We start from the raw sequence: 25,143 nt of genomic DNA, 5'->3' as shown, positions 1-25,143 counted from the left end.
ATTTGCAAAAATAATGTAAATAATAGTATGGCAATAAAAATAACAGACGAATGTATAAATTGTGGTGCTTGTGAGCCAGAATGTCCAAATAATGCAATTTATGAAGCTTCTGAAGAATGGCGTTTTTCAGAAGGTACAGTATTATCGGGAAATGTGGTGTTACCAAATGGTAAAAAAGTTGACGCTGATACTTCTCAAGAGCCTATTTGTGATGATGTTTTTTTTATAATAGCTGATAAATGTACAGAGTGTAAGGGTTTTCATACCGAGCCTCAATGTGCCGCTGTTTGTCCTGTAGATTGTTGTGTTCCAGATGATGAAAATATAGAAACAGAGGAACAACTATTGGCTAAAAAGACCTTTTTACATAAGGAATAATAAGTTGTAGATTATTCCAGTATAATCATTAGAATTTTAAAATAGCATTTATTGATTGTTCAGGATTATGAGAACCTTAATTAAGTTCTGTAAAGTTTAACAACATGTTATTTTTAAACTATATTTATGTAACTGTCAATTTTTCAGTAGAATAATTTTCAAATTCTTTGGTTGTAACAATTTCTGTGATTCTAATTATAGCTTCATATAAATCTAGGTATGACGTATAAAGTGGCGTAATTCCAATGCGAATTAAATTTGGAGGTCTAAAATCTGGAATTACAATTTTTGTACTTTTATCTCTAGGATCAATCATAGCTCTATTTATTCTATAGCTTTCATCATGTGTTATTGAAATGTGTGAACCTCTTTGAGACTCATCTAATGGCGATGCAATTTCAAATTTTAAAGGAATAAGATACTCCTTAATTAATTCAATTAAAAAGGCACTTTGTTTTTTGCTTTTTACTTCAATAGTTGACATTCCAGCATCTAAGATTATATCTAAACCAGGTTCTATTGCTCCTAATGAGAGAATGGAAGGTGTGCTAATTGCAAATTTTTGTATTCCAGAAGTTTCTATAAAATTTGGATTAAAATCAAAAGGTTTTTGATGTGCAAACCAAGACCAAATAGGATTGGTAAGTTTGTCTTGTAAATGTTTTCGTACATACAAAAAAGCAGGCGCTCCAGGGCCACCATTTAAGTATTTATAGGTACAACCTACAGCCATATCTGTATTAGTTTCATTCAGTTTAATGGTTGTTGCGCCAGCAGCATGCGATAAATCCCAGATTACTAAGCTATTTTTATTGTGTGCTAAATTATTGATAGATTTCATATCATATAAAAAAGAACTTTTGTAACTAACTAAACTTAAGGTGATTAATGATGTATTTTTATTAATAGCTTCACGAACTGTGGCAGGATCCATAAAAATTTCATCTGTACTTTCTAGAATTTTTAACGAATGATTTTTAAATTGTTGTTTTATAAGTCCTTGAATAATATATAAATCTGTAGGGAAATTTAAATCATCTGTAATAATTTCAGTTTTTTCTTTTTGAAGAGCAAGTGAAGCAACTAATAATTTATACAAATTTAAAGAAGTTGTGTCTCCAACAAAGATTTCATCTGGTTGTGCTCCAACAATTTTAGCAATTTTTGTTGCAATATCTTTCGAAAGGTCTATCCAATGTTCGTTCCAACTTCTAATAAGATTCTTGCCCCATTGGTTTTCTATAATATTAGTAGTAGTTTCTATAGTCTTAATCGGTAATTTTCCCAGTGAATTTCCATCTAAATAAATTAAGGAAGGGTCAGCTACAAATTTATCTTTAAAACTTTTTAAGGAGTCTGTTTTATCTAGTGTTTCTGCTTTTTCTAAAAAACGATTCATATTAAAATTCAGTTAAAACAATTTCATTATTTCATTTACCCAAAGTTGATGCATTGCTCCAGAAAAATGCAAACCATCACTCGCAAAATATTCAGGTTTATTAAGCGCTTGCCTTGAAACAGTAGTTATATCAACAAATTTAATATTCATTTTAAGTGTCTCTTCTTTTTTAACAGCATTAAAAAGGTCTATTTCTTTGCTGATTTTATTTAGATCTCTACCAGCGGCAAAAGGACTTACTGCCCAATCTGGTATTGAAACTACAATTACATTTTTAGTATTATTTCCAGCAAAAGAAATCGCCAAATTTAATAATTCAATAAATTCAGTTCTAAAAACATCGATAGAATTTCCTCGGTATTGATTGTTAACGCCAATTAATAGGGTAACCAAGTCATAGTTTTTAGAAATATTCTCCTGTAAAATTGCATTTTTTAATTCACCAGTAGTCCATCCTGTTCGGGCAATAATTCTAGGAGCATTATAATTATATTCTTTTGTATTTAAGTCATTTACAAGTTGCACAGGAAAACGATTATTTTCAGGAACGCTTTGTCCAATGGTATAACTATCTCCAAGTGTTAAATAGTTTTTAGTTGTATTACTTTCTGGATCCATTTCGCTGGTTATTTCTATTTCTGTTAATGGAACTTCTGTTTCAAAAAGCTCAATTTTCTTAGATTTTTCATTACAAGAAATTACTGCTAAAAATAGCATTAACATTATTTTAATTTGAGTCATTTTAGCTTAAACTTTAATTTTAAAATATTTCGATAAATATAAATTAAATTAATTACAATAATTTAATTTTACTTATTTAACATTGTCTAACCTAAATTTTTTTATGAATATTGAAATTTGTATAAATTCACTTGAAGGCGCAATAATTGCTCAGAAATATGGTGCTAAACGTGTTGAATTATGCTCGGCATTAAGTGTTGGGGGATTGACACCCAGCTATGGTTTGATTAAGCAATGTGCTCAAAAAAAAATAGTTGATGTTCATGTGATAATTAGACCAAAAGAAGGTGGGTTTGTTTACAATTTTAATGATATTGAATTGATGAAAATCGATATCTTAGAAGCAAAAAGGGCAGGAGCCATAGGGGTGGTTTTTGGAGTTTTAACGGTAGATAATACTGTTTCAAATTACAATGCTATATTGGTTGAATTTGCAAAATCTTTAAATTTAGAAGTTACATTTCATAGAGCTTTTGATTTTCTTACAGATTATAAGTCGGGTATAGAAAAACTTATTGAGATTGGATTTGATAGGGTATTGACATCTAGTACGAAGCCCACAGCAATTGAAGGAATTGAAGTAATTACTTCTTTACAGAGATTTTTTGGAGATAAAATTCAAATTATGGCAGGAAGTGGGAAGTGGTGTGAACCCAAAAAATGCTTTGCAATTAGCTAAAACTGGAATTGAAAACCTACATTTTACAGCACAAAAACCAACTTCTATAAATACACAATTCTCAATGGGAGAAGTTAAAGTAGTTGATGAAGAAAAAATTAAAAATATTATTGATTTATTTCGATAGATTTTATATTCAATAACAAAAAAGCTGAATCGAAAAGATTCAGCTTTTTAAAATAGTATTAAGTTTAATTTTTATTTTTCAGAAAAAGAAGATATAAAACTTGTACTTTTTCTAGCAAAATAGAAAATATAGAAATAACAAAGTACCATTAAAAATAATGCTGGTTTAAAGTCAAATTGATCGGTTAATAAACCATACAAAGGAGGAATTATTGCACCACCTACAATTGCAGTACATAAAATACCAGACGCTTGTGGTTTGCGTTCTCCTAAACCAGTTAACGATAAAGAGAAAATTGTTGGAAACATAATAGAGTTGAATAAACCCACTAATAAAATAGACCACATTGCAACAAAACCGTTTGTTAACATAGAAATTGCTAATAGGGAAATAGCCATAGTAGCAAAAATTGCCAATACTTTGGCAGGAGCAACAATTCTTGTTAAATAGGCTCCTATAAATCTACCAATCATTGCGCCGGTCCAGTAAAACAATACAAATGCACCAACTATTGCTTTATTATCTACATTGGCCAAATCTTGTTGCACCACCATTTCAGATATTGCAGACATCCATTCGCTGTTTCTAATTAACTCAGGCATTCCCATACTTAAAAAGTAATTTACCAAATAACTACCAATGGCTACTTCTGCACCTACATATAAAAAGATACCAAGAGCACCCATTTTTAAAATTTTGTGTTTTAAAGCTTCTCCATAGCCCAAGCCTTCACCTTCTTTCTTATCTAAAATATTGGGTAACTTAATAAAAGAAACTATTAAGGCTAATAATAGTAAGGAGGCTGCTAAAATTATAAAAGGACTTTGAACAGCAGAAGCTTCTTGTAAATAATAAGCTTCTTTTTCAGTTGAACCTAAACTGTTAATGGCGTCGCTACTTTTTATAGAATCACTTAATAAAAACATAGCCCCAATAGCAGGAGCAATGGCCGTTCCTAAACTGTTAAATGCTTGAGATAAATTTAATCTACTCGAAGCTGTTTCTTCGCTACCTAGCACTGCAACATATGGATTAGCAGCAACTTGAAGTACAGTCATTCCACCAGCTAACACAAAATATCCCAATAAAAATACAGGAAAAGTTCTATAGGCGGCAGCTGGATAAAACAATAAACAACCAACTCCCATTATGGTTAAGCCCAATAAGATACCTTTTTTATAACCTATTTTAGAAAGTATAAATCCTGAAGGAATAGAAAGTAGGCCATAAGCCGTAAAAAAAGCAAATTGTACCAATCCAGCTTGAAAAAAGGTTAGCTCAAAAACTTCTTTTAACCTTGGAATTAATGAATCTACCAATACGGTAATAAATCCCCACATAAAAAAGAGTGAGGTTAATACGTAAAATGCCTTGCTGTAATTTTTAGTTGTATTCAAGTTATAGTTGTTTTAAGGTTTGTTATAGTTTGAAGTTATAAATATATAATTATTATTACAAAGGATAATTGTTTTTATACCAATAACGAATGAAATTAGATGAAGGTTGTTTTTAACAAGGTAGTTGTCAACTTTTTTAGAGAAAGGATATCAAAATTGTAAAAACAAATAAATGCTTTTAAACTTAAATCTTAATAGTATATTTGCACCGCTAAAAAATAATAGAGAAATATGAAAGCAGGAATTGTAGGATTGCCAAATGTTGGAAAATCAACATTGTTTAATTGTTTATCAAACGCAAAAGCACAAAGTGCCAACTTTCCGTTTTGTACTATAGAACCTAATGTTGGTGTTGTAAATGTGCCAGATAGCAGAATTGCAAAATTGGAGGAATTAGTGAAGCCGGAACGTGTTCAAATGGCAACAGTAGATATTGTTGATATTGCAGGTCTTGTTAGAGGAGCAAGTAAAGGTGAAGGATTGGGAAATCAATTTTTAGCAAATATTCGTGAAACTGATGCGATTATACATGTAATTCGTTGTTTTGATAACGATAATATTGTACATGTTGATACAACTGTAGATCCTGTTAGAGATAAAGAAACTATTGATATTGAACTTCAATTAAAGGATTTTGAAACTTTAGAAAAAAGGTTAGAGCGTGTTAAAAAAACTGCTAGAACTGGAAATAAAGAAGCTCAAAAAGAATTAGATGTACTTTTAAAAGTAAAAGAAGGTTTAGAAGCAGCAATTTCGGTTAGGGCAATTGATTTTACAGAAAAAGAGCGAGAGGAGTATATTAAGCCCTTACAATTTATTACAGACAAACCTACATTATATGTTTGTAATGTGGATGAAGATGCAGCCGTAGATGGAAATGCATATGTTGACGCTTTAAAAGAAGCAGTGAAAGATGAAAATGCTGAAATTATTATGCTAGCAGTTGGAATGGAAGCTGATATTACCGAATTAGAATCTTACGAAGAACGTCAAATGTTTTTAGAAGATATGGGTTTACAAGAGCCAGGCTCTTCTGTATTAATTAGAGCAGCTTATAAATTATTAAATCAGCAAACCTATTTTACAGCAGGCGTAAAAGAAGTAAGAGCTTGGACTATAAATATTGGAGATTCTGCACCACAGGCTGCTGGAGTAATCCATACCGATTTTGAAAAAGGATTTATTAGAGCCGAAGTTATAGCTTATGATGATTTTGTGAAATTCGGAAGTGAAGCAAAAGTGAAAGAAGCAGGTAAAATGCGTGTTGAAGGTAAAGAGTATATTGTAAAAGATGGAGATGTAATGCATTTTAGATTTAACGTCTAAGAGTTTTTATTAAAAATTTAGTTAAAAACGCTGTTAATAATTATTTTAATAGCGTTTTTTTTATTTCTTATTCTAAAATAGTACTTTAGCACATCTTCAAAAGCAGCACAATTATAAATGGCAGAACAAACATCATATACCGAGGATAATATTCGCTCATTAGACTGGAAAGAACACATTAGAATGCGTCCAGGTATGTATATTGGAAAATTAGGTGATGGATCGTCGCCTGACGACGGTATTTACATTTTAATTAAAGAAGTTTTAGACAATTCTATTGACGAGTATGTAATGGGAGCAGGTAAAACTATTGAAGTTTCCGTTAAAGAAGATACCGTAACAATACGAGATTATGGTCGTGGAATTCCTTTAGGAAAAGTTGTAGATGTTGTTTCCAAAATGAATACCGGTGGAAAGTATGACTCCAAAGCATTTAAAAAGTCTGTTGGTTTAAATGGAGTTGGTACCAAAGCTGTAAATGCACTTTCATCGTATTTTAAAGTGCAATCTTTTAGAGATGGAAAAACGGTGTTTGCAGAATTTGAAAAAGGAACAATTACTCTTGAAGAGAAACCTCAAGTCTCTACAAATAGAAAAGGAACAAAAGTAACTTTTGTACCTGATAGAAGTATTTTTACAAAATTCAAGTATAGAAGTGAATATATTGTAAAAATGATTAAAAATTATGTGTACCTAAATACAGGATTAACCATAGTTTTTAATGGAGAAAAGTACTTTTCCGAAAATGGTTTAAAAGATTTACTTGAAGAAAATATAGCCGATGAGTTTATGCTTTTTCCAATTGTTCATCTAAAAGGTGAAGATATTGAAGTTGCACTAACCTACAGCAAAGCCCAATATAGCGAAGAATACCATTCTTTTGTCAACGGGCAGCACACAACACAAGGGGGAACACATCAAAATGCTTTTAGAGAAGCTATTGTAAAAACAGTACGTGAATATTTTGGTAAAAATTATGAAGCTTCAGATATTCGAAAATCAATTGTTTCTGCTGTTAGTGTAAAAGTAATGGAACCTGTTTTTGAAAGTCAAACAAAAACAAAATTAGGTTCAACAGAAATGGGAGGAGGCTTACCAACAGTAAGAACTTTTATTACCGATTTTGTAAAAAGAAATTTGGATAATTATTTACATAAAAATCCAGATGTTGCTGAAAAAATTCAGAAGAAAATATTGCAAGCTGAAAAAGAACGAAAAGATTTATCTGGAATCAGAAAACTAGCACGAGACCGTGCTAAAAAAGCAAGTGTACACAATAAAAAATTACGCGATTGTAGGGTTCATTTAAACGATTTAAAAAAGGAGAATCGTTTAGAAAGCACCTTGTTTATTACTGAGGGAGATTCTGCGAGTGGTTCTATTACAAAATCTAGAGATGTTAATACACAAGCTGTCTTTAGTTTACGTGGAAAACCATTAAACTCATACAATATGAGTAAAAAAATAGTGTATGAAAACGAAGAATTTAACCTGCTTCAAGCAGCGTTAGATATAGAAGATGGTTTAGAAAATTTAAGATATAATAATATTGTAATTGCAACCGATGCCGATGTTGATGGAATGCATATTAGATTGTTATTAATTACGTTCTTTTTACAATTTTTTCCTGAGTTAATTAAAGAAGGACATTTGTATATTTTAGACACGCCGTTGTTTAGAGTTCGTGATAAAAAACAAACATTTTATTGCTATACGCCTGAAGAAAAGCAAGATGCAATTAAAAAGTTAAAGGGAAAGCCAGAAATGACTAGATTTAAAGGTTTAGGAGAAATTTCTCCTGATGAATTTGTGCATTTTATTGGGAACGATATTCGTTTAGATCCTGTTATGTTAGATAAAGAAACATCAATTGATAAATTACTCGAGTTTTATATGGGGAAAAATACTCCAGATCGACAAAAATTTATCATCCAAAATTTAAAAGTAGAATTAGATATAGTTGAAGAATAGGGTTTTAATGATCAATTAAATACCAGATGCCAGATACCAAATACTATAAAAATAATAATGCAAGAAGAAAATAACGAGTCAATTAACGATGAATTCGGAAACCAAGAAACCATTACCAAGGTAACTGGAATGTATAAAGATTGGTTTCTGGATTATGCTTCTTATGTAATTTTAGAACGTGCAGTTCCGGGAATTCGAGATGGTTTTAAGCCAGTACAGCGCAGAATAATGCATTCAATGAAAGATTTAGACGATGGTCGTTACAATAAAGTTGCAAATATTGTTGGGCACACAATGCAATACCATCCGCACGGAGATGCTTCTATTGCAGACGCAATGGTACAAATCGGTCAGAAAGAATTATTGATCGATATGCAAGGTAACTGGGGAAATATATTGACTGGTGACCGCGCAGCAGCATCACGTTATATTGAAGCACGTTTGTCAAAATTTGCGTTAGATGTTGTTTTTAATCCTAAAACCACAGAATGGCAAGCTTCTTACGACGGAAGAAGGAAAGAACCGATAGATTTACCTGTTAAATTTCCAATGCTATTGGCGCAAGGTGCTGAAGGAATTGCAGTTGGACTTTCAACAAAAATTTTACCTCATAATTTTAATGAATTAATAGATGCTTCCATAAAACATTTAAAAGGTAAAAGTTTTACATTATTTCCAGATTTTGTAACTGGTGGAAATGCAGATGTTTCAAATTATAACGATGGAAAAAGAGGTGGAAAAATTAGATCGCGTGCAAAAATATCACAGCTCGATAAAAAAACATTGGTAATCACTGAAATTCCATTTGGAACAACAACATCAAGTTTAATTGATTCTATTTTAAAAGCAAATGATAAAGGCACCATAAAAATTAAACAAATTGAAGATAATACGGCTGCAAATGTTGAAATTTTAGTGCATTTACCAAATGGAATTTCACCAGATAAAACCATTGATGCATTATTTGCGTTTACAAATTGCGAAAATTCAATTTCTCCGTTGTGTTGTGTTATTGAAGATAATAAACCTGTATTTATTGGTGTTTCAGAAATTTTGAGACTTTCCACAGATCATACGGTAGATTTATTGAAGCAAGAGCTTGAAATTCAGTTAAATGAATTGGAAGAGCAATGGCATTTTGCATCGTTAGAACGTATTTTTATTGAAAATAGAATTTACCGAGATATTGAAGAAGAAGCAACTTGGGAAGGTGTAATTAAAGCAATTGATAAAGGTTTAAAACCACATATAAAACATTTAAAAAGGGATATTACAGAAGAAGATATTGTTAGATTAACAGAAATTAGAATCAAAAAAATATCGAAATTTGATATAGATAAAGCAAAACAATTTATAGAGAGTTTAGAAAAAAAAATAGCACAGGTAAAACACCATTTAGCAAATTTAATAGACTTCGCTATTGATTATTTTAAAAATTTAAAAGCAAAATACGGAAAAGGAAAAGAGCGCAAAACTGAAATCCGTTTATTTGATGATATTGTGGCTACAAAAGTAGTAATGAGAAACACAAAACTATATGTAAATAGAGAAGAAGGTTTTGTTGGAACTTCTTTAAAAAGAGATGAATATGTAGATGATTGTGCTGATATAGATGATGTTATTATTTTTAGGAAAGATGGTGTAATGATGGTTACCAAAGTTGATACAAAAACCTTTGTAGGGAAAGATATTATCCATATTGCTGTGTTTAAAAAGAGAGATAAACGTACTGTTTATAATATGATTTATAGAGATGGCAGAAGTGGACCTAGTTATATGAAACGATTTAACGTTACCAGTGTAACACGTGATAAAGAATACGATTTAACGGCTGGTTCTAAAGCTTCAGTTGTTCAGTATTTTACAGCAAACCCTAATGGAGAAGCAGAGACAGTTACTATTAATTTACGGGCTGTTGGAAGTATAAAAAAACTAAAATGGGATATCGATTTTTCAGATTTAGCAATTAAAGGAAGAAGTTCAAAAGGAAATACAGTTACAAAATATGCTATTAAAAAAATTGAACTTAAGGCTGAAGGTGTTTCTACGTTAAAACCTCGAAAAATTTGGTTCGATGAAACTGTACAACGTTTAAATGTTGATGATAGAGGAGAACTTTTAGGAGAATTTAGAGGTGAAGATAGGTTGTTAATAATCAATCAAAAAGGACAGGTAAAAACAGTAAAGCCTGAACTTACCACACATTTTGATTCGGATATGATTGTGCTGGAAAAATGGATCCCTGAAAAACCAATTTCTGCAATTTATTTTGATGGTGAAAAAGAACGTTATTATGTAAAACGTTTTATGATTGACAATCCAAACAAAGAAGAAGTTTTTATTTCTGAACACCCAAAATCGCAATTAGAGATTGTATCTACAGATTATAGACCTATGGCTGAAATTCAATTTTCTAAGAGAAGTATAGAAAACATGGAAGTTAATTTAGAAGAATTTATAGCTGTAAAGGGAATTAAAGCCTTAGGAAATCAATTAACTACCGATAAAATTAAAAATGTTAATATGTTAGAACCCTTGCCTTATGAAGCTCCAATAGTTAATGATGTTGAAGTTAATGATGAAGAGGTATTAGACAATTCTGTTAGCACTAAAAACTTAAAATCAGATCTTAAAAAAGGTGATTCAAAAAAAGATGAAGATGGACAGATAACAATGTTTTAAGTTTCAAAAAAGAGAGTTTTTAACTTAAAATCCATTTAGTAGTAGCTTCAAAAGTGCTAAAAGGTCTAGAATCATATTCATTATCTTTTGTGTTTACTAAAATTGGAATTACAATACCTTGAGGCATAATTATAATTACAGCAATTTTAGAATTACCAAATACTTCTAGGTTATTATTGTAAAAATTAGCTATTTTTAATGTAGTCATCTTAATCCGTTTCTAATTTAGCCTCTGTGCAACTAACAATAAAACCTTTTGTTTTTTTTGGAATTGAATTATTCTCAAAGGCATAATTTATATATAAGAGAATAACTATTTGTAACTTTTACTTTTAAAGGGGGTTTCTTTATATCCAGTAACTTGATTGATTAAAATAGTTGCTGAAAAAAAGTAATTACAAAGTAAATTGGCAAATTTTGGTAAAATTTCTGAAACTTCTATTTGTTCTTCGTTATGTATCTTTACCATTAACCGAATTGCTTGTTTACACATTGAAGAACACTTATTTAAGACTCCTACAGGTGAAACTCCACCAGGTAAAACAAATCCAGAAATAGCATTTTTGGTTATGTTTTTTAGGCTTCGATAATTTTCTAATAACTGTTGATGGTCTTCTTCTGTAATAGCTAATTTACCTCTAATAGAACCGTTTAAATGAAAACAAAGAGGTAATATCCAATTAATTTGATTTTCAAGGGTTTGTAATTCAATATTTTCAGAGTACTGTTGTCTTAAATTTCCAAGATCATTAATTGCCCAACCAACCATTCTAGTTAAATCATCAGTTAATATTTCATAATCACAAAGTAAAGAATCTTCATAAATATATGGATAACAAAGTTCGTCTATATTAGATTTTGGTCGAAGTTTTTTCATTAACATATCTAGTTTAATTTTTTATAAAATGTGAATTCATAATCAGGTAATAAATTTGGATGTGCAATTTTAATCAAATCTTTTAATACTAAATCTGGTCTAATTGGAGACAATTCGAAATACCAAATACCTCCCTTTTCACCTTTTGTGTTATTATAAGAGTAAATGGATTTATTTTTAAATGCTTTCATCTTAGAGGCTACTAAATTAGCTTTTTCAAGGTCTTCTAAGGTTTCATAAAAACCAGGAGAAGTCCAAATATCAGCATCTTTTCCTTTTTCAAAAACATTTTCAATATTTAATGATAAGCTTCCTTGCCCTTTAGAGTCTTTCCATAAATAGTTAATATTCGCATCTTTTAAAAATGTAGCCTCAAAACTTTCCCCAGCAGGCAAGTACCAAACATCTCTATAAAGCCCTCCACATACAATAGATGGTTTGTTTTTAGATTTTAGTGCAATAGCTTTTGCGTCTAAATAGTTGTTTTTTATTTTATTAAAAATGCTGTCAGATTCTTTTTCTTTGTCAAATAAAACTCCATAAAACTTAATCCATTCAGCTCTTCCAATTGGCGTTTCCTCTAGCCAATCTCCATTAAAAACTACTTGAATTCCAAGTTTTTCAATATTTGAAAACATTTTATTATTGCTATTAATAGCAAAACCCATAACTAAATCAGGGTCTAAATCTAATAGTGTTTCAGTATTAATTTGCTCTGGGTGTCCTAGTTCTTTAACTAAGTTTTTATCAATTAATTTTCTAGTTTTTATTGAAGAAATAAAATCCGTATTTGGAAAACCCACTAACTTGTTTTCAACTCCTAGCAGTTCTAAGGCTGGCACATGTGTAGAACTAGTTACCACAATAGAATTTAAAGGAACTTGTATGGTGTTTTTCTTATTAGATTTTTCAGAAACAATTGTATAAACTGTTTCTTCTTTTGCGTCTGGATATGGTGTTTTAATAATTAATTTTGTTTCATTACCGGTTTTTATAATATCAAAACCTTTGGCATATTTAATGTTTGAAACTTCTTTTTTTTCTCCTGTTTTTTTTGAAGTATCTGAATTACAGGAAATTAAAATAAAAATGGTTGAAACTATAAAAAAGGTGGTTTTAAAAATCTTCATAAAAAATGGTTTAAAGTAGTGTAAAGGTATTATTATGTTTTTTAAGCTTAATTACTTGACCGTAATCAACTTTTATATTAAAAGAGTCCTTTAAATGCATATTATTTAGTTTTGAAAGAATACTTCTAATTACTCCGGCATGTGTTGTAATAATAACTTTTTTTGCTGAAGTTGAAGTGATTTCGGTAAAGGCTTCGTATGCTCTTTTAGCTAAATCTATATATGCCTCGCCGTTTGGAGTAGAAGCTGTTACAAAATTATTCATCCAAATTGTTGATGCTTCTTTTGGTAAATTGTCCCATTTTAGTAATTCCCAATCTCCAAAGTTTAGTTCCATCAATCTATTATCAGTTATAATGTTTTTTGAAAATTTAAAGGCTAATTTCGAGCATCTTTTTAAGGGACTTGAATATACAATAGTTTTATTATCAATGGCTAATGACTCTAAAATGATGTTTGCTTCTTCTTCAAAAGTGGGGGCAACATCAAGGTCTGATTGACCGTAGCAAATACCTTTTTCTATATTTGGAGTTGTATGTCTAATTAAATAAATTTCCATAAACCTAATAAACTTAAATAAAATACAACTTCACTTATTTGTTGGGTTGCACCGACACAATCACCAGTTTGACCACCAATCCATTTGTTAAAAAATCTTCCTAATAAAAGCATTGCTAAAAATGGTGGAATTAATGCTAAAAACACCCAATAGGTTTTAAAAAATAATAAAGGTAAAATTCCAATTATAATGTTAACTATTAAATACGATAATTTAAAACTACTTGCTACTGCCTTAGATTTACTACTTTCATCTGTTCTGGCGTATGGGTACAAATATAGAATAAAGGATGCAATACATCTGCTTACACTATGGCCAGCAATAAGTACTATTAAAAGCTGACTGTTTATTTCTGATAAAGTAAAGAACTTAAGTGTAAATAAGCAAATAAGTCCAACAATACCGTAGGTTCCAACTAAAGAGTCTTTCATTATTGCTAATATTTTATCTTTAGTCCATCCTCCACCAAAACCATCGCAAACATCAGCAAAACCATCTTCATGAAAAGCTCCTGTAATCCAAATTGTAGCAATATAACTTAATAAAATAGCAATATTTTGAGGTAAAATGTAAGAGGAGCTCCAATAGGTTAATGCGCCAAAAAAACCTACAATTATACCAACTAGAGAGAAGTATTTTGTGCTTTTTTGCATGTTACTACTAGAATGATCTATCCATTTTGGACAAGGGATTCTTGTAAAAAATAGCATGGCTGTAAAAAAAATAGTTATCTCTTTTTTCATAACTAAATTATTGAACGGGGTTAACAACACCAGAGCTTTCAAAACTAGCCATTTGATTTATAAAAATTTCAGCAGATTGAATGATTGGATAGGCAATTACCGCTCCAGTTCCTTCTCCCAAACGTAAACCTAAATGTAAAATTGGTGATACATTTAAAAATTTCAACATTTTGATATGTCCTTGTTCGTTTGATTGGTGCGAAAACAAGCAATAATCTATTATGTTTTTGTTTATTACTTGAGCTATTAATAAAGATGAAGTAGCAATAAATCCATCAATAATTAGTGTCATTTTTAATTCAGCAGCTTTTAACATAGCTCCAGTCATCATTGCAACTTCAAAACCACCAAAGTTTTGTAAATTTTCTAATGGATTTTCACTAACACCATGCAATTGTTGAACCTTTGTAAGAATATCAATTTTTTTAGATAAGCCTTCTTCGGTTAAACCAGCTCCTACACCTATACAAGATTCAATAGATTGCTTTGTAACAGCACTCATTAATAGTGATGCAGACGATGTATTTCCAATTCCCATTTCACCAAATGAAATTATATTACTTCCATTTACGTATTTTTCGACAACAATTTCACCGGCAATTTTAATGGCTTTTTCACACTGTTCTTTTGTCATTGCAGGTGCTAAAGAATAATCTTTAGTACCATAAGCAATTTTAGCATTTATAAGCTTTTTATTTGATTCAAATTCAAAGTTTACACCAGCATCAATAACACTTAAATCAAAACCATGTTGCTTACAAAAAACATTAATGCCAGCGCCTCCTTCTAAAAAGTTAAGGACCATTTGATGAGTTACTTCTTGCGGACAAGAACTAACCGGTTGATTTTTTACAATTCCGTGATCTCCAGCAAAAACAAGCATTGTTGGTTTGTTTAATTTAGGAGTTAATGTGTTTTGAATTAAGCACAACTTTTTAGCAATAATTTCTAACGTACCTAAAGAACCTAAAGGCTTTGTTTTATTGTTTATTTTATGAATTATTTCTTTACTAAATTCTTTATTTGTTGGGGTGATTTTAAACATATTTATGTGGATGATTTATTTTAAAGTTAGTTGCAATCCTGAAACCATAAATATAGCTTTATCTGCTTTTTTTGCAATACGCTGGTTGGTCCAGCCTTGTAATTCTGTAAATTTTCTTGCGGCGTGAGTTTGGGCGTGAACGCCCATTCCAATTTCATTAGAAATAATAATAATTTTACTGTTTAATTTAGATAAATTTTCAATTTCATAAGTTGCAAATTCTAATGCTTTTTCAACATTTTGTTCAAAATCCACGTATAAATTAGTTAGCCAAAGCGTAACACAATCTATTACAATTACACAGTTTTCAGGAATTACTGTAGAAATTTTGGTTTCTTCTTCAATAGTTGACCAGCGTTCATCTCTATCGTTTTTATGACGTTCTACGCGATTTTCAAAATCCTTATCCCAAATTCTTGAAGTGGCCAAGTAGTAAGGTTTTTCGCTTAAACCTTCAGCTAATTTCTGAGCGTAACTGCTTTTTCCAGATCGTTCGCCACCTGTAATATAATATATCATTTATAAATATTTTTCGGCAAATGTAATATTTTAATGAAATATTGATGCTAATTAATCTTAATTAATTAATTTCGCGGTCGATTATGGTTCTCGAATTTTATTTTAGATAAAACGAGTTAAAAGGGAATTCGGTTAAAGACCGAAGCTGTTCCCGCAACTGTAAGCTTAGTCGATTATATCGATGGTTGTTATAAAGCTTAAACCACTGTTAATAACGGGAAGGTAAATAACAATACGTAAGCCAGGAGACCTGCCACAATCTAATTAATTAAAACTTTCGGGAGAAAGGTTATTATGACTAGATATTTATTAATTATTTTTATTTTTTTGTTTGGAAGCAAAGGTTTTGCTCAGTTAGATAGTATTCAACAGTTAAAAGTTGTAAACTTAAATACAGTAAAACTTCATAAGCATTCCAAAGGTTATAAAGTTTTCGCTTTGTCTGATTCCGTTATTGTAAAAAATACAGAATCTTTTACGACTTTATTGCGTTTTAATACACCAATTTATATTAAAGAGTATGGTGCCGGCGGAACAAGTACAGCTAGTTTTAGAGGTACAAGTGCACCAAACACAGCTGTTGTTTGGAATGGAATTAATATAAATTCAATTAACAATGGGCAAACTGGTTTTAATGCATTAACCGTAAATTTAATTGACAAAATTAATGTGAGAAGTGGTGGTGGAAGTATTGAATTTGGTTCGGGTGCTATTGGGGGAACTATTCATTTAAACGATCAATTACAATTTGGGAAACATATAGAAAATCAATTTGTTTCTTCTGTAGGAAGTTATAATACTTATAATAATTTATACAAATTTTCATTTGGTAATGATGCTATAGCGGTAAAATTTGGTGCTTCTTACAATATATCTGAAAATGATTATAAATGGTTGGGTACGGATGGATTAAAAAATGAAAATGGAGCTTATGATAACTTAAGTTTTACTTTAGGGTTTGCTTATAAATTAAATAAATTTAGCAAGTTAAGTTTGTTTTCTTCGAAATTTGCTGGTAATCGGGAATTTTCTGGAACTCTACCAAATCCTTCAGCAGCAAAAGAAAAATATAAAGATTATAATTTTAGAAACTTAATTACGTATAAGTACTATAAAGATGAATTTACACATGTTGTTAAATTTGCTTTTTTAACTCAGGAATACCAATATTTTGCTAATAAAAATTTTGACAGTTTTAATTTTGGAAATTCTAAACGATACTTGCTGAAATATGATCTTAACTATAAACTTTCATCAAACTCAAGTATTGAAACATTTTCTGAACTAGAATCTGTTTTTGGAAAAACCGATGAAATTGAAGAAAAAAACAGAAAACAATTTTCTCAATCAATTATTTATACCCATCAGATTCAAAACATAGGTTCAATAAATGCTAAGGTTAGAAAAGATTTTAACTCAAATTATAAAATCCCACTTGTATTTGCCTTAGGTGCTGAATTAGCGCCACTAAAAAATACGTTTTTTAGACTTAATGGTTCTAAAAATTACAGAGTTCCTACGTATAACGATTTGTATTGGCCTGCTTTAGGAAATTCAAACTTAATTCCTGAATCTTCTCTACAAGGTGAATTTGGCTTAGGATATAAAGCAAACAAGATTAAATTAGATGTAGGAGTTTACTATATAAATTCTAAAGATAAAATTGTTTGGACGCCAGGTGGCGACCCCGAACGACCAGGTGTTTGGACTCCGATTAACGTGGCCGAAGCAACAAATAAAGGTGTAGAATTTACAGCTACTTTAAACAAAGCAATTAATAGACATATTTTTAATTTCAATTTAAATTATAGTTACACTATCGCAAAAGATAAAAGTACAAACAACTATCTAACCTATGTGCCAAAGCATTTAGCTAATGGAAGTTTAGGGTATTCCTACAAAAGGTTTAGTGCTTTTTATCAGCACTTATTCACGGGTAAAATATATACAACAACAGATAATTTAGACAATTATACAGTGCCGTATTACAATGTTGGAAATGTAGGTGTTAATTATAATATTTTAAAAACAAATAACAATCAGTTGGGTATAGGAATAAAAGTAAGCAATGTATTTAATAAAGAATACCAAGTGCTACCAGGTAGACCAATGCCCAATAGAAATTTTAATATAAACATAAACTATAAATTTTAAATTATGAAAATCAGTAAATTTTTACTTAGCATGTTCTTACTAAGTATACTATTCGTGTCGTGTGATGATGACGATGAACTAGAATTGCCAAAAGGTGATTATGAAAACGGAATTATTATAAGTGGTGAAGGTGGAGCGAATGGTTCTGTTTATTACGTATCGGATGATTATGCTACAACAGAAAGCTTAATTTATAAAAAAGTAAATAATGAAGATTTAGGTCATTACTTGCAGTCAATAGCTTTTGATAATAGTAATGCATATATTCTAGTGGATAACGTTAACACAATAACGGTTGTTGATAGATATACTTTTTTAAAGAAAGGAACAATTAATACAGGTTTGTTAAATCCAAGATATATGACTGTGGCTAATGGTATGGGCTATGCTACAAATTGGGGAAGTACGAGTGATGCAACTGACGACTATGTGGCTATAATTGATTTAGATTCTTATACTGTAACTAGTACTATACCTGTTGGTAATGGACCTGAACGAATTGTTACAAAAGATGGTAAATTATATGTGTCTCATAAAGGAGCTTACACTACCAATAATAAAGTAACTGTAATTGATATTGCATCGAAAGCCACTTTAGAAATTGAAGTGAAAGATAATCCAGACGAATTATTTTTTGACAATTCAGGTCATTTAGTTGTGTTGTCTGAGGGTAATACAATTTATGATAGTTCTTGGAATGTTATTGGACAAACACAAAGTGCTATTTCAAAAATTAATACTTCAACAAATAATATTGATGAAGAAATAGTTTTTCCAGAAGGATTAAATCCTACATTGTTAGTAACACATGGTACTAATATGTATTATAATTTAGGAAGTAAAATTTTTAAATTAGGTAATTCAGATTCTAGTTTACCTTCTACTGAATTTATTAATACTGAAGCAGCTTACCTTTATGGTATGGAAGTAAATGATGAAAGTTTATTTATTTTAGATGCTAGTTTTTCGCAAGAAAGTAAATTAGATATTTATAATTTAGCAACTAAAGAAAAAACTATTTCAGCTGCAGCACCAATTTCTGCGTCAAAAATATACTTTAATTAAGTATTTAAAAATTATTAAAAAAGAGGAAACTCGTTTAATTTTGCAACAGTTGATGTAAATATTAAACGAGTTTTAAATTTTAAATAAATATGTAAAAATGGAACAACACAAAGCAATTTTTAATTGGAGTAGTGGTAAAGACAGTGCTTTGGCATTGTATCATGTATTACAAGAAAAAAAGTTTGAAATTACAAATTTGGTAACTACTGTAAATTCGAAATATGATAGAATTTCTATGCATGGTGTAAGAAATGAATTGCTAACTGCACAAGGGAAGGAAATAGGCATTCCAATAAAAAGGATTTTATTGCCAGAATCTCCTTCAATGGAAGATTATAATGCTATTATGAAGGAACAGCTTTTAGAAATCAATAAAGAAAAAATAACACATAGTATTTTCGGCGATATCTTTTTAGAAGATTTAAGGGAATATCGTGAAAACAAACTAAAAGAAGTTGGTTTAAAAGCTAATTTTCCGTTGTGGAAAAGAGACACGACACAACTTGTAAATGAATTTATAGATTTAGGTTTTAAAACAATGGTTGTTTGTTGTAAAGCAGAACTAATGGGAACTGATTTTGTAGGAAGAGTTTTAGATAAAGACTTTTTAAAAGACTTACCTAAAAATGTAGATCCTTGCGGTGAAAATGGAGAATTTCACACCTTCGTTTTTGATGGTCCAATCTTTAAAAACCCTATTAAGTTTGAATTGGGTGAAAAAACATTTAGAGAATATGCAAAACCTAAAGTAAATGATAGTTGTTTTAAAAATGTACCTGATGAGTCGTTAGGTTTTCATTTTTGTGATTTAATTCCAGTTTAATTTAAACCAATACTTTTTAAAAAGAACAAAAAGTGAATGCTTAAATAAAACTTTTAACCTCATTTTTAATAAAAGCCAAAGCAGTTAATGAAGGTGAGGTATTTTCTAACATTTTTGTTAAGATTGCTTCACGTAAATCTTGAGCAGTTTTAACTTCTTCATTTAATTCAGTTTGTTTTATTAACTGAATTGTTGCGTTTTTTGAAGCAATAATTACACTCCAACATTTTTCTGAGATATATATTTGTTGAGATAAATTGTGTTCAAATTCTTGTTCAATAGTGTTTATAATACTTAAAGCATACGCTTCTTTATCGTTATTTATGGACGTAATTCTTAATAACAATTTTGCAGGATTGATACGCTCTAAAAATAAAGTCATTCTCTCATAAGCTTGCAACCTTATTGGTAGAGAACCTTTCTGATTTTCTTTCAACAACATTAGTTTTATTCGTTGTTGTTCAAAGTTCGTATGATTCATAAAAAAATAATAAGCTACGGCTCCTGTTATAATAGCAGGAATAGTGTATGTCAATAATTCAATAATTTTTTCCAATTTTCTTTTGTTTAAATATGCTACAAAAATAGACTTACTAAAAGAATTATACAATTAACTAGATAAAATTATAATATCTTTAATTATTGGTTGAAATTTTATAAAAACTAGAACGTCTACATATTATATGTAACAATCATTACATTTCAAATTGATATTAATGATAATTATCAGCAATTATGGTTATTTAACGATATAATTTTGTTTTAAATTAATTGTAAGTATTAAAATATAGACAAAACAATTATTTCAAAACTAATAAACAAACAATATTATGAAAAATTTACTAAGATTAGCAGTTTTATTATTTACAACAGCTACCTTTTCTCAGGCAGGACATATTATGCAGGGAGTAGGATCTGTCAATATGTCTATGGGTGGAGCTGCAACAGCACAACCAATTGATATAAGTGGAGCTTTACAATGGAATCCAGCTTCAATTTCAACCTTTAATAGTAAAATTATAAATTTTGATTTAGGAATCTTCTTTTCTTCACCAGAATTAAGCGCTACTTTACCTGCAGGAATGTTAGGTGCTGGAGCTCCTTCTGTTTCAGGTATTACTAAAGATGATAGAGGTGTTTCTCCAATGCCTGCTTTAGCAATGGTTTGGGGTAATGAAGATAGTAAACATACCTTTGGTGTTTCAGCCTTTGGTATTAGCGGATTTGGAGTTACTTTTCCAGAAGAAGCGAACAATCCTTTAAGTCCAAGTTTTAATCCAATGGAAAACTCAAACCCAATTAATTACCCTCAACAAGCAATGGGATTTGGACTTTTAGAGTCTGATTATATGTTGTTACAGATTGGTGTAACTTGGGCATATGAAATTACAGATAACTTTTCAATAGGAATTGAGCCAACACTAAATTATGGAGCACTAGAATTAGCTCCAAATCCAACTGCCAGTCCTACTGCTGCTGGTTATGGAATAAGTGATAAAGCTTCTGCAATAGGCTTCGGTGGACAAGTAGGTTTATTTTATGAATCTGATGGAGGTTTTAAATTAGGGGCTTCCTATAAAACTACACAATCATTTGGCGATTTAGAATTTGAAAATACGCATTTAGATAACCAAAAAACTTCTAATAGTTTTAATATGGATTATCCTGCTATTCTTTCTTTTGGTACTGGTTATTCTAACGAAACAATAGATTTTGCATTGGATTACAGAATGGTAGATTATGAAAATACTGATGGTTTTGCAGAAAAAGGATGGACACAAACAGGGTCTGTAGCAGGTTTTGGTTGGAAAAACATTAACATTATATCAGTTGGTTTACAGTATAAAGGAATTGAAAAATTACCATTAAGAGTTGGTTATACATATAGTAGCAATCCAATTGATGAAGAATTAGCATTTTTCTCAACTCCAGCAACTGCAATTATTGCAAATGCATTTCAATTAGGTTTTGGATATCACTTTAACGATAATTTTACTTTAAACGGAGTGTACCACCACGGATCAAGTGATGGAAAAACAGAAGGACAGGTTTTAAACCCAATGATGGCCTCTGCTTCAAACCCTTATGGTGCTATTCCAGGATCAAAAGTAGGTTATGAAATGACTACAGATATGATAATGGTAGGATTATCTTATACTTTTACTAAATAGTATTATTTTCAAATTACAACAATCAAAAGACCTGATATTTATATTAAATATCAGGTCTTTCTTTATAAAGCTATTTTAAAACAGGATCATTTTTTTAACGTACCAATCATATCTGATGGTTTTACCCAAGCGTCATATTCTTCAGCAGTAACATAGCCCAATTTAACAGCTGTTTCTTTTAAAGTTGTTCCGTTCTTATGTGCAGTATTTGCAATTTCTGCAGCTTTATAATATCCTATTTTGGTATTTAAAGCCGTTACTAACATTAAAGAGTTAGTTACCAGTTCTTTAATTCTAATGAAATTAGGTTCAATACCTCTAGCGCAATTTTCTTCAAAACTAACACAGGCATCACCAATTAAACGTGCAGATTGCAAAAAGTTTGCTGCCATTACTGGCTTAAAAACATTTAATTCATAATGTCCCTGAGTTCCTGCTACAGAGATTGTAACGTCATTCCCTATAACTTGTGCACAAACCATAGTTAATGCTTCAGATTGTGTTGGATTTACTTTCCCAGGCATAATAGAACTTCCTGGCTCATTTGCAGGAATAATTAATTCTCCAATTCCAGATCGCGGCCCAGAAGCCATCATTCTAATATCGTTTCCAATTTTATTTAAAGCAACTGCTAATTGTTTTAACGCACCGTGACTTTCAACAATAGCATCGTGAGAAGCTAAAGCTTCAAATTTATTTTCAGCAGTAATAAAAGGTAAACCTGTAAATTCGGCTATTTTTTTTGCAACTAAAACATCGTACCCTTTTGGAGTATTTAATCCTGTTCCAACAGCTGTTCCTCCTAAAGCTAATTCAGCTAAATGAGGGAGTGTGTTTTTTAAGGCTTTTAATCCGTGATTTAATTGTGAAACATAACCAGAAAATTCTTGACCAAGCGTTAATGGCGTTGCATCCATTAAATGTGTTCTACCAATTTTTATAACACTTTCAAATTCTTTAGATTTCGATAATAAAGTATCTCTTAATTTTTCAATTCCAGGAATAGTAACATCAATAAGCATTTTGTAACAAGCAATATGCATTCCAGTAGGGAACGTGTCGTTACTTGATTGAGATTTGTTAACATCGTCATTTGGTTGAATTGTTTTTTCGCCTTCTCCAATAACTTTTCCTGCTAATTCATGTGCGCGATTTGCAATAACTTCATTACAATTCATATTACTTTGTGTTCCAGAACCAGTCTGCCAAATTACCAGCGGAAATTGATTATCGTGTTTTCCATTTAAAATTTCATTACAAATAGTTGAAATTAAATCTCTTTCTTCTGAAGAAAGCACTCCCAAATCACAATTTGCATGTGCTGCAGCTTTTTTTAAGTAGGCAAATCCATATATAATTTCTATAGGCATTGAAGCTATTGGTCCTATTTTAAAGTTATTTCTAGACCTTTCAGTTTGTGCTCCCCAATACTTATTGGCAGGAACTTTAACTTCACCCATAGTGTCTTTTTCTATTCTATATTTCATAAGATTATATTTATTATTTTAATAGAGCTATTTCTAGTTTTCATTTAAATATAAGCATTAATTATAAATATTATAATCAGCATGAAATTTAACTCTAAAATTCATTTAAAATATCTTTAAAAAAGAGTTATTCTAAATCTGTTTTTGTGATAATTTAAGATAAATAAATCTTTTTTCTAATAACTATTTTCTACATCAATTGTATATTTGTACGAGTTAAAATTGAATTACAATAAAATTATATAAGATGTCTGAATTTAAATACCAAAAACCGTTTCCTATTACTAAGGACTCTACAAAATATCGTTTATTAACTAAAGATCACATTTCTGTAGTAGATTTTGATGGTCGAAAAATATTAAAAGTTGCACCGGAAGGCCTTGAGTTACTTTCTCAAGCAGCATACCATGATGTATCCTTTTATTTACGTGCTTCTCACTTAAAAAAATTAGAAACGATTCTAAAAGATCCAGAAGCTACAGATAACGATCGTTTTGTAGCTTATACAATGTTGTTAAATCAAATGGTTGCAGCAGCTGGAGAATTGCCAACCTGTCAAGATACAGGAACTGCAATTTGTGTTGCAAAAAAAGGAGAAGATGTTTATACTGGTGTTAATGATGCTAAATATATCTCAAAAGGAGTATTTAATACGTATCAAACTGATAATCTTCGATTTTCTCAAATTGTTCCTCAAACAATGTTAAAAGAGAAAAATTCAGGGACTAACCTTCCTGCACAAATAGATATTTATGCTGAAACTGGTAATAAATATGAATTTTTATTTATAACAAAAGGTGGTGGTTCTGGTAATAAAACTTATCTATATCAGATGACTAAGTCATTATTGACAGAAGAGAATTTAACCAACTTTGTAAAGAAACATATTATGGATTTAGGAACTTCTGCTTGTCCTCCTTATCACTTGGCATTTGTTGTTGGGGGAACTTCAGCTGAAGCGAATTTAGCAACAGTTAAGAAAGCTTCGGCTGGTTATTTAGATCACTTACCAACTGAAGGTAACGATGGCGGTCAAGCTTTTCGTGATTTAGAATGGGAAGACAAAATTACAAAGATTTGTCAAGAAAGTGGAGTAGGAGCACAATTTGGCGGTAAATATTTTGTGCACGATGTTCGTGTTATTCGTTTACCTCGTCACGCAGCATCTTGTCCAGTTGGACTTGGGGTTAGTTGCAGTGCAGACCGAAATGTAAAAGGTAAAATTACAGAAGAAGGAATTTTTCTAGAAGAATTAGAAAAGAGTCCAGGACAATTTTTACCAAAAGAAGCACCACACTTAAAGGATGCTATTGAGTTAGATTTGGATCAACCAATGGATAAAATTCGTGAGGAACTTTCAAAATACCCTGTAAAAACACGTTTTAGTTTAAGAGGAACGTTAATTGTTGCTCGTGATATGGCACATGCAAGAATTAGTGAAATGCTTGCTAATGGTGAAGAGATGCCTCAATATTTTAAGGATCATCCAGTATATTATGCAGGTCCAGCTAAAACACCTAAAGGAATGGCTTCCGGTAGTTTTGGACCAACAACAGCAGGTAGAATGGATCCGTATGTAGATGCTTTCCAAAAAGCAGGTGGTAGCCTGGTAATGGTAGCAAAAGGAAACCGTTCACAGCAAGTAACAGATGCTTGTAAGGCAAATGGAGGTTTTTACCTTGGTTCTATTGGAGGGCCAGCGGCAATTTTGGCTAAAAGCAGTATTAAATCTGTTGAAGTTGTAGACTTTTCAGAATTAGGAATGGAGGCTGTTAGAAAGATTAGAATTGAAGATTTTCCAGCATTTTTATTGGTAGATGATAAAGGAAATGATTTTTTTGCAGATTTTAAATAATCAACCAAAATTATC

The 25,143-nt window shown here is 30.6% G+C and carries 23 protein-coding genes and 1 riboswitch; of the genes, 11 read left to right on the top strand and 12 right to left on the bottom strand.

Annotated elements, in window-relative coordinates; all coding sequences use genetic code 11:
• Positions 1-27 precede the first annotated feature (27 nt).
• Positions 28-378 carry a 4Fe-4S binding protein gene (locus IEW75_RS09755; protein WP_134246661.1) on the top strand — a complete coding sequence of 117 codons (351 nt, stop codon included), beginning with the start codon at positions 28-30 and terminating at the stop codon, positions 376-378.
• A gap of 124 nt (positions 379-502) precedes the next feature.
• Here the strand turns inward: IEW75_RS09755 and kynU are convergent, their stop codons facing one another.
• Together kynU and IEW75_RS09745 are read right to left on the bottom strand one after the other, a co-directional pair.
• Complete coding sequence (gene kynU / locus IEW75_RS09750; protein WP_134246662.1) at positions 503-1,777, bottom strand: kynureninase; 1,275 nt, start codon at positions 1,775-1,777, stop codon at positions 503-505.
• A 12-nt stretch (positions 1,778-1,789) separates the two neighbouring features.
• Positions 1,790-2,494 (bottom strand): SGNH/GDSL hydrolase family protein, encoded by a 705-nt coding sequence (locus tag IEW75_RS09745; RefSeq protein WP_204744135.1) that lies wholly within the window; start codon positions 2,492-2,494, stop codon positions 1,790-1,792.
• Positions 2,495-2,621: 127 nt separating this feature from the next.
• On the opposite strand from IEW75_RS09745, the gene IEW75_RS09740 reads away from it, so the two are divergent.
• Both IEW75_RS09740 and IEW75_RS09735 read left to right on the top strand, forming a co-directional pair.
• Positions 2,622-3,197 carry a copper homeostasis protein CutC gene (locus IEW75_RS09740; protein ID WP_134246663.1) on the top strand — a complete coding sequence of 192 codons (576 nt, stop codon included), beginning with the start codon at positions 2,622-2,624 and terminating at the stop codon, positions 3,195-3,197.
• A complete protein-coding gene (locus tag IEW75_RS09735) occupies positions 3,184-3,324 on the top strand; it encodes a hypothetical protein (protein WP_158283757.1) in 141 nt (46 codons plus the stop codon). Before IEW75_RS09740 ends, IEW75_RS09735 begins: the two co-directional genes overlap by 14 nt.
• A gap of 71 nt (positions 3,325-3,395) precedes the next feature.
• On the opposite strand, the gene IEW75_RS09730 is transcribed toward IEW75_RS09735, so the two are convergent.
• Positions 3,396-4,721: a sugar MFS transporter gene (locus tag IEW75_RS09730; protein WP_229714427.1), complete on the bottom strand. Its 1,326-nt coding sequence runs from the start codon at positions 4,719-4,721 to the stop codon at positions 3,396-3,398.
• Between the two features lie 231 nt (positions 4,722-4,952).
• Between IEW75_RS09730 and ychF the strand changes: the two genes are divergently transcribed.
• The 3 genes from ychF (at position 4,953) to IEW75_RS09715 (ending at position 10,700) form a co-directional block, all read left to right on the top strand.
• Positions 4,953-6,047: a redox-regulated ATPase YchF gene (ychF, locus tag IEW75_RS09725; protein WP_134246664.1), complete on the top strand. Its 1,095-nt coding sequence runs from the start codon at positions 4,953-4,955 to the stop codon at positions 6,045-6,047.
• 117 nt (positions 6,048-6,164) lie between these two features.
• Complete coding sequence (locus IEW75_RS09720) at positions 6,165-8,018, top strand: DNA topoisomerase IV subunit B (RefSeq protein ID WP_134246665.1); 1,854 nt, start codon at positions 6,165-6,167, stop codon at positions 8,016-8,018.
• Positions 8,019-8,075: 57 nt separating this feature from the next.
• Positions 8,076-10,700 carry a DNA gyrase/topoisomerase IV subunit A gene (locus tag IEW75_RS09715; RefSeq protein WP_134246666.1) on the top strand — a complete coding sequence of 875 codons (2,625 nt, stop codon included), beginning with the start codon at positions 8,076-8,078 and terminating at the stop codon, positions 10,698-10,700.
• A gap of 19 nt (positions 10,701-10,719) precedes the next feature.
• On the opposite strand, the gene IEW75_RS09710 is transcribed toward IEW75_RS09715, so the two are convergent.
• The 7 genes from IEW75_RS09710 to IEW75_RS09680 form a co-directional block, all read right to left on the bottom strand.
• Positions 10,720-10,908, bottom strand: a complete 189-nt coding sequence (locus IEW75_RS09710; RefSeq protein WP_134246667.1) for a hypothetical protein — start codon at positions 10,906-10,908, stop codon at positions 10,720-10,722.
• A gap of 105 nt (positions 10,909-11,013) precedes the next feature.
• A complete protein-coding gene (locus IEW75_RS09705) occupies positions 11,014-11,577 on the bottom strand; it encodes a cobalamin adenosyltransferase family protein (RefSeq protein ID WP_158283758.1) in 564 nt (187 codons plus the stop codon).
• A gap of 8 nt (positions 11,578-11,585) precedes the next feature.
• Complete coding sequence (locus tag IEW75_RS09700; RefSeq protein ID WP_134246669.1) at positions 11,586-12,707, bottom strand: ABC transporter substrate-binding protein; 1,122 nt, start codon at positions 12,705-12,707, stop codon at positions 11,586-11,588.
• A gap of 10 nt (positions 12,708-12,717) precedes the next feature.
• Positions 12,718-13,266: a histidine phosphatase family protein gene (locus IEW75_RS09695; RefSeq protein WP_134246670.1), complete on the bottom strand. Its 549-nt coding sequence runs from the start codon at positions 13,264-13,266 to the stop codon at positions 12,718-12,720.
• Positions 13,251-14,009, bottom strand: coding sequence for an adenosylcobinamide-GDP ribazoletransferase (locus tag IEW75_RS09690; RefSeq protein WP_134246671.1), 759 nt, complete (start codon positions 14,007-14,009; stop codon positions 13,251-13,253). Before IEW75_RS09690 ends, IEW75_RS09695 begins: the two co-directional genes overlap by 16 nt.
• Positions 14,010-14,016: 7 nt before the next feature.
• Positions 14,017-15,054, bottom strand: a complete 1,038-nt coding sequence (gene cobT, locus IEW75_RS09685) for a nicotinate-nucleotide--dimethylbenzimidazole phosphoribosyltransferase (RefSeq protein WP_134246672.1) — start codon at positions 15,052-15,054, stop codon at positions 14,017-14,019.
• A gap of 15 nt (positions 15,055-15,069) precedes the next feature.
• The gene (locus IEW75_RS09680; RefSeq protein ID WP_134246673.1) at positions 15,070-15,573 is read right to left on the bottom strand and encodes a bifunctional adenosylcobinamide kinase/adenosylcobinamide-phosphate guanylyltransferase; all 504 of its coding nucleotides are present in this window, start codon (positions 15,571-15,573) and stop codon (positions 15,070-15,072) included.
• Between the two features lie 67 nt (positions 15,574-15,640).
• Positions 15,641-15,845, top strand: a riboswitch (cobalamin riboswitch).
• Between the two features lie 22 nt (positions 15,846-15,867).
• On the opposite strand from IEW75_RS09680, the gene IEW75_RS09675 reads away from it, so the two are divergent.
• The 3 genes from IEW75_RS09675 to IEW75_RS09665 all read left to right on the top strand — a co-directional run bounded on the left by IEW75_RS09675 (position 15,868) and on the right by IEW75_RS09665 (position 19,615).
• Positions 15,868-17,727: a TonB-dependent receptor plug domain-containing protein gene (locus IEW75_RS09675; RefSeq protein WP_134246674.1), complete on the top strand. Its 1,860-nt coding sequence runs from the start codon at positions 15,868-15,870 to the stop codon at positions 17,725-17,727.
• 3 nt (positions 17,728-17,730) lie between these two features.
• Positions 17,731-18,792 (top strand): YncE family protein, encoded by a 1,062-nt coding sequence (locus tag IEW75_RS09670; RefSeq protein WP_134246675.1) that lies wholly within the window; start codon positions 17,731-17,733, stop codon positions 18,790-18,792.
• A gap of 97 nt (positions 18,793-18,889) precedes the next feature.
• Complete coding sequence (locus IEW75_RS09665; RefSeq protein WP_134246676.1) at positions 18,890-19,615, top strand: Dph6-related ATP pyrophosphatase; 726 nt, start codon at positions 18,890-18,892, stop codon at positions 19,613-19,615.
• A 40-nt stretch (positions 19,616-19,655) separates the two neighbouring features.
• Here the strand turns inward: IEW75_RS09665 and IEW75_RS09660 are convergent, their stop codons facing one another.
• The gene (locus IEW75_RS09660; protein ID WP_134246677.1) at positions 19,656-20,171 is read right to left on the bottom strand and encodes a DUF7935 family protein; all 516 of its coding nucleotides are present in this window, start codon (positions 20,169-20,171) and stop codon (positions 19,656-19,658) included.
• A gap of 274 nt (positions 20,172-20,445) precedes the next feature.
• Between IEW75_RS09660 and IEW75_RS09655 the strand changes: the two genes are divergently transcribed.
• A complete protein-coding gene (locus tag IEW75_RS09655) occupies positions 20,446-21,786 on the top strand; it encodes an OmpP1/FadL family transporter (protein WP_134246678.1) in 1,341 nt (446 codons plus the stop codon).
• Between the two features lie 86 nt (positions 21,787-21,872).
• Here IEW75_RS09655 and fumC read toward each other — a convergent pair whose 3' ends face one another.
• Entirely contained in the window at positions 21,873-23,273 is a 1,401-nt protein-coding gene (gene fumC, locus IEW75_RS09650) for a class II fumarate hydratase (RefSeq protein WP_134246679.1), read from the bottom strand.
• Positions 23,274-23,520: 247 nt separating this feature from the next.
• Between fumC and IEW75_RS09645 the strand changes: the two genes are divergently transcribed.
• Positions 23,521-25,128 carry a fumarate hydratase gene (locus IEW75_RS09645; protein WP_134246680.1) on the top strand — a complete coding sequence of 536 codons (1,608 nt, stop codon included), beginning with the start codon at positions 23,521-23,523 and terminating at the stop codon, positions 25,126-25,128.
• Positions 25,129-25,143: the final 15 nt, after the last annotated feature.

Origin of the sequence: Lutibacter litoralis, from assembly GCF_014646675.1 — a bacterium.
In the GTDB taxonomy this organism is placed as follows: Bacteria; Bacteroidota; Bacteroidia; order Flavobacteriales; family Flavobacteriaceae; genus Lutibacter; species Lutibacter litoralis.
Note: the sequence above shows the minus strand (reverse complement) of the source record. Positions and strands in the feature narration are given on the sequence as shown.

Excerpts from the sequence above, each read along its gene's own strand:
- IEW75_RS09755 (WP_134246661.1), top strand. The coding sequence starts at position 28 with ATGGCAATAAAAATAACAGACGAATGTATAAATTGTGGTGCTTGTGAG.
- kynU (WP_134246662.1), bottom strand. The coding sequence starts at position 1,777 with ATGAATCGTTTTTTAGAAAAAGCAGAAACACTAGATAAAACAGACTCC.
- IEW75_RS09745 (WP_204744135.1), bottom strand. The coding sequence starts at position 2,494 with ATGCTATTTTTAGCAGTAATTTCTTGTAATGAAAAATCTAAGAAAATT.
- IEW75_RS09740 (WP_134246663.1), top strand. The coding sequence starts at position 2,622 with ATGAATATTGAAATTTGTATAAATTCACTTGAAGGCGCAATAATTGCT.
- ychF (WP_134246664.1), top strand. The coding sequence starts at position 4,953 with ATGAAAGCAGGAATTGTAGGATTGCCAAATGTTGGAAAATCAACATTG.
- IEW75_RS09720 (WP_134246665.1), top strand. The coding sequence starts at position 6,165 with ATGGCAGAACAAACATCATATACCGAGGATAATATTCGCTCATTAGAC.
- IEW75_RS09715 (WP_134246666.1), top strand. The coding sequence starts at position 8,076 with ATGCAAGAAGAAAATAACGAGTCAATTAACGATGAATTCGGAAACCAA.
- IEW75_RS09710 (WP_134246667.1), bottom strand. The coding sequence starts at position 10,908 with ATGACTACATTAAAAATAGCTAATTTTTACAATAATAACCTAGAAGTA.
- IEW75_RS09705 (WP_158283758.1), bottom strand. The coding sequence starts at position 11,577 with ATGAAAAAACTTCGACCAAAATCTAATATAGACGAACTTTGTTATCCA.
- IEW75_RS09700 (WP_134246669.1), bottom strand. The coding sequence starts at position 12,707 with ATGAAGATTTTTAAAACCACCTTTTTTATAGTTTCAACCATTTTTATT.
- IEW75_RS09695 (WP_134246670.1), bottom strand. The coding sequence starts at position 13,266 with ATGGAAATTTATTTAATTAGACATACAACTCCAAATATAGAAAAAGGT.
- IEW75_RS09690 (WP_134246671.1), bottom strand. The coding sequence starts at position 14,009 with ATGAAAAAAGAGATAACTATTTTTTTTACAGCCATGCTATTTTTTACA.
- cobT (WP_134246672.1), bottom strand. The coding sequence starts at position 15,054 with ATGTTTAAAATCACCCCAACAAATAAAGAATTTAGTAAAGAAATAATT.
- IEW75_RS09680 (WP_134246673.1), bottom strand. The coding sequence starts at position 15,573 with ATGATATATTATATTACAGGTGGCGAACGATCTGGAAAAAGCAGTTAC.
- IEW75_RS09675 (WP_134246674.1), top strand. The coding sequence starts at position 15,868 with ATGACTAGATATTTATTAATTATTTTTATTTTTTTGTTTGGAAGCAAA.
- IEW75_RS09670 (WP_134246675.1), top strand. The coding sequence starts at position 17,731 with ATGAAAATCAGTAAATTTTTACTTAGCATGTTCTTACTAAGTATACTA.
- IEW75_RS09665 (WP_134246676.1), top strand. The coding sequence starts at position 18,890 with ATGGAACAACACAAAGCAATTTTTAATTGGAGTAGTGGTAAAGACAGT.
- IEW75_RS09655 (WP_134246678.1), top strand. The coding sequence starts at position 20,446 with ATGAAAAATTTACTAAGATTAGCAGTTTTATTATTTACAACAGCTACC.
- fumC (WP_134246679.1), bottom strand. The coding sequence starts at position 23,273 with ATGAAATATAGAATAGAAAAAGACACTATGGGTGAAGTTAAAGTTCCT.
- IEW75_RS09645 (WP_134246680.1), top strand. The coding sequence starts at position 23,521 with ATGTCTGAATTTAAATACCAAAAACCGTTTCCTATTACTAAGGACTCT.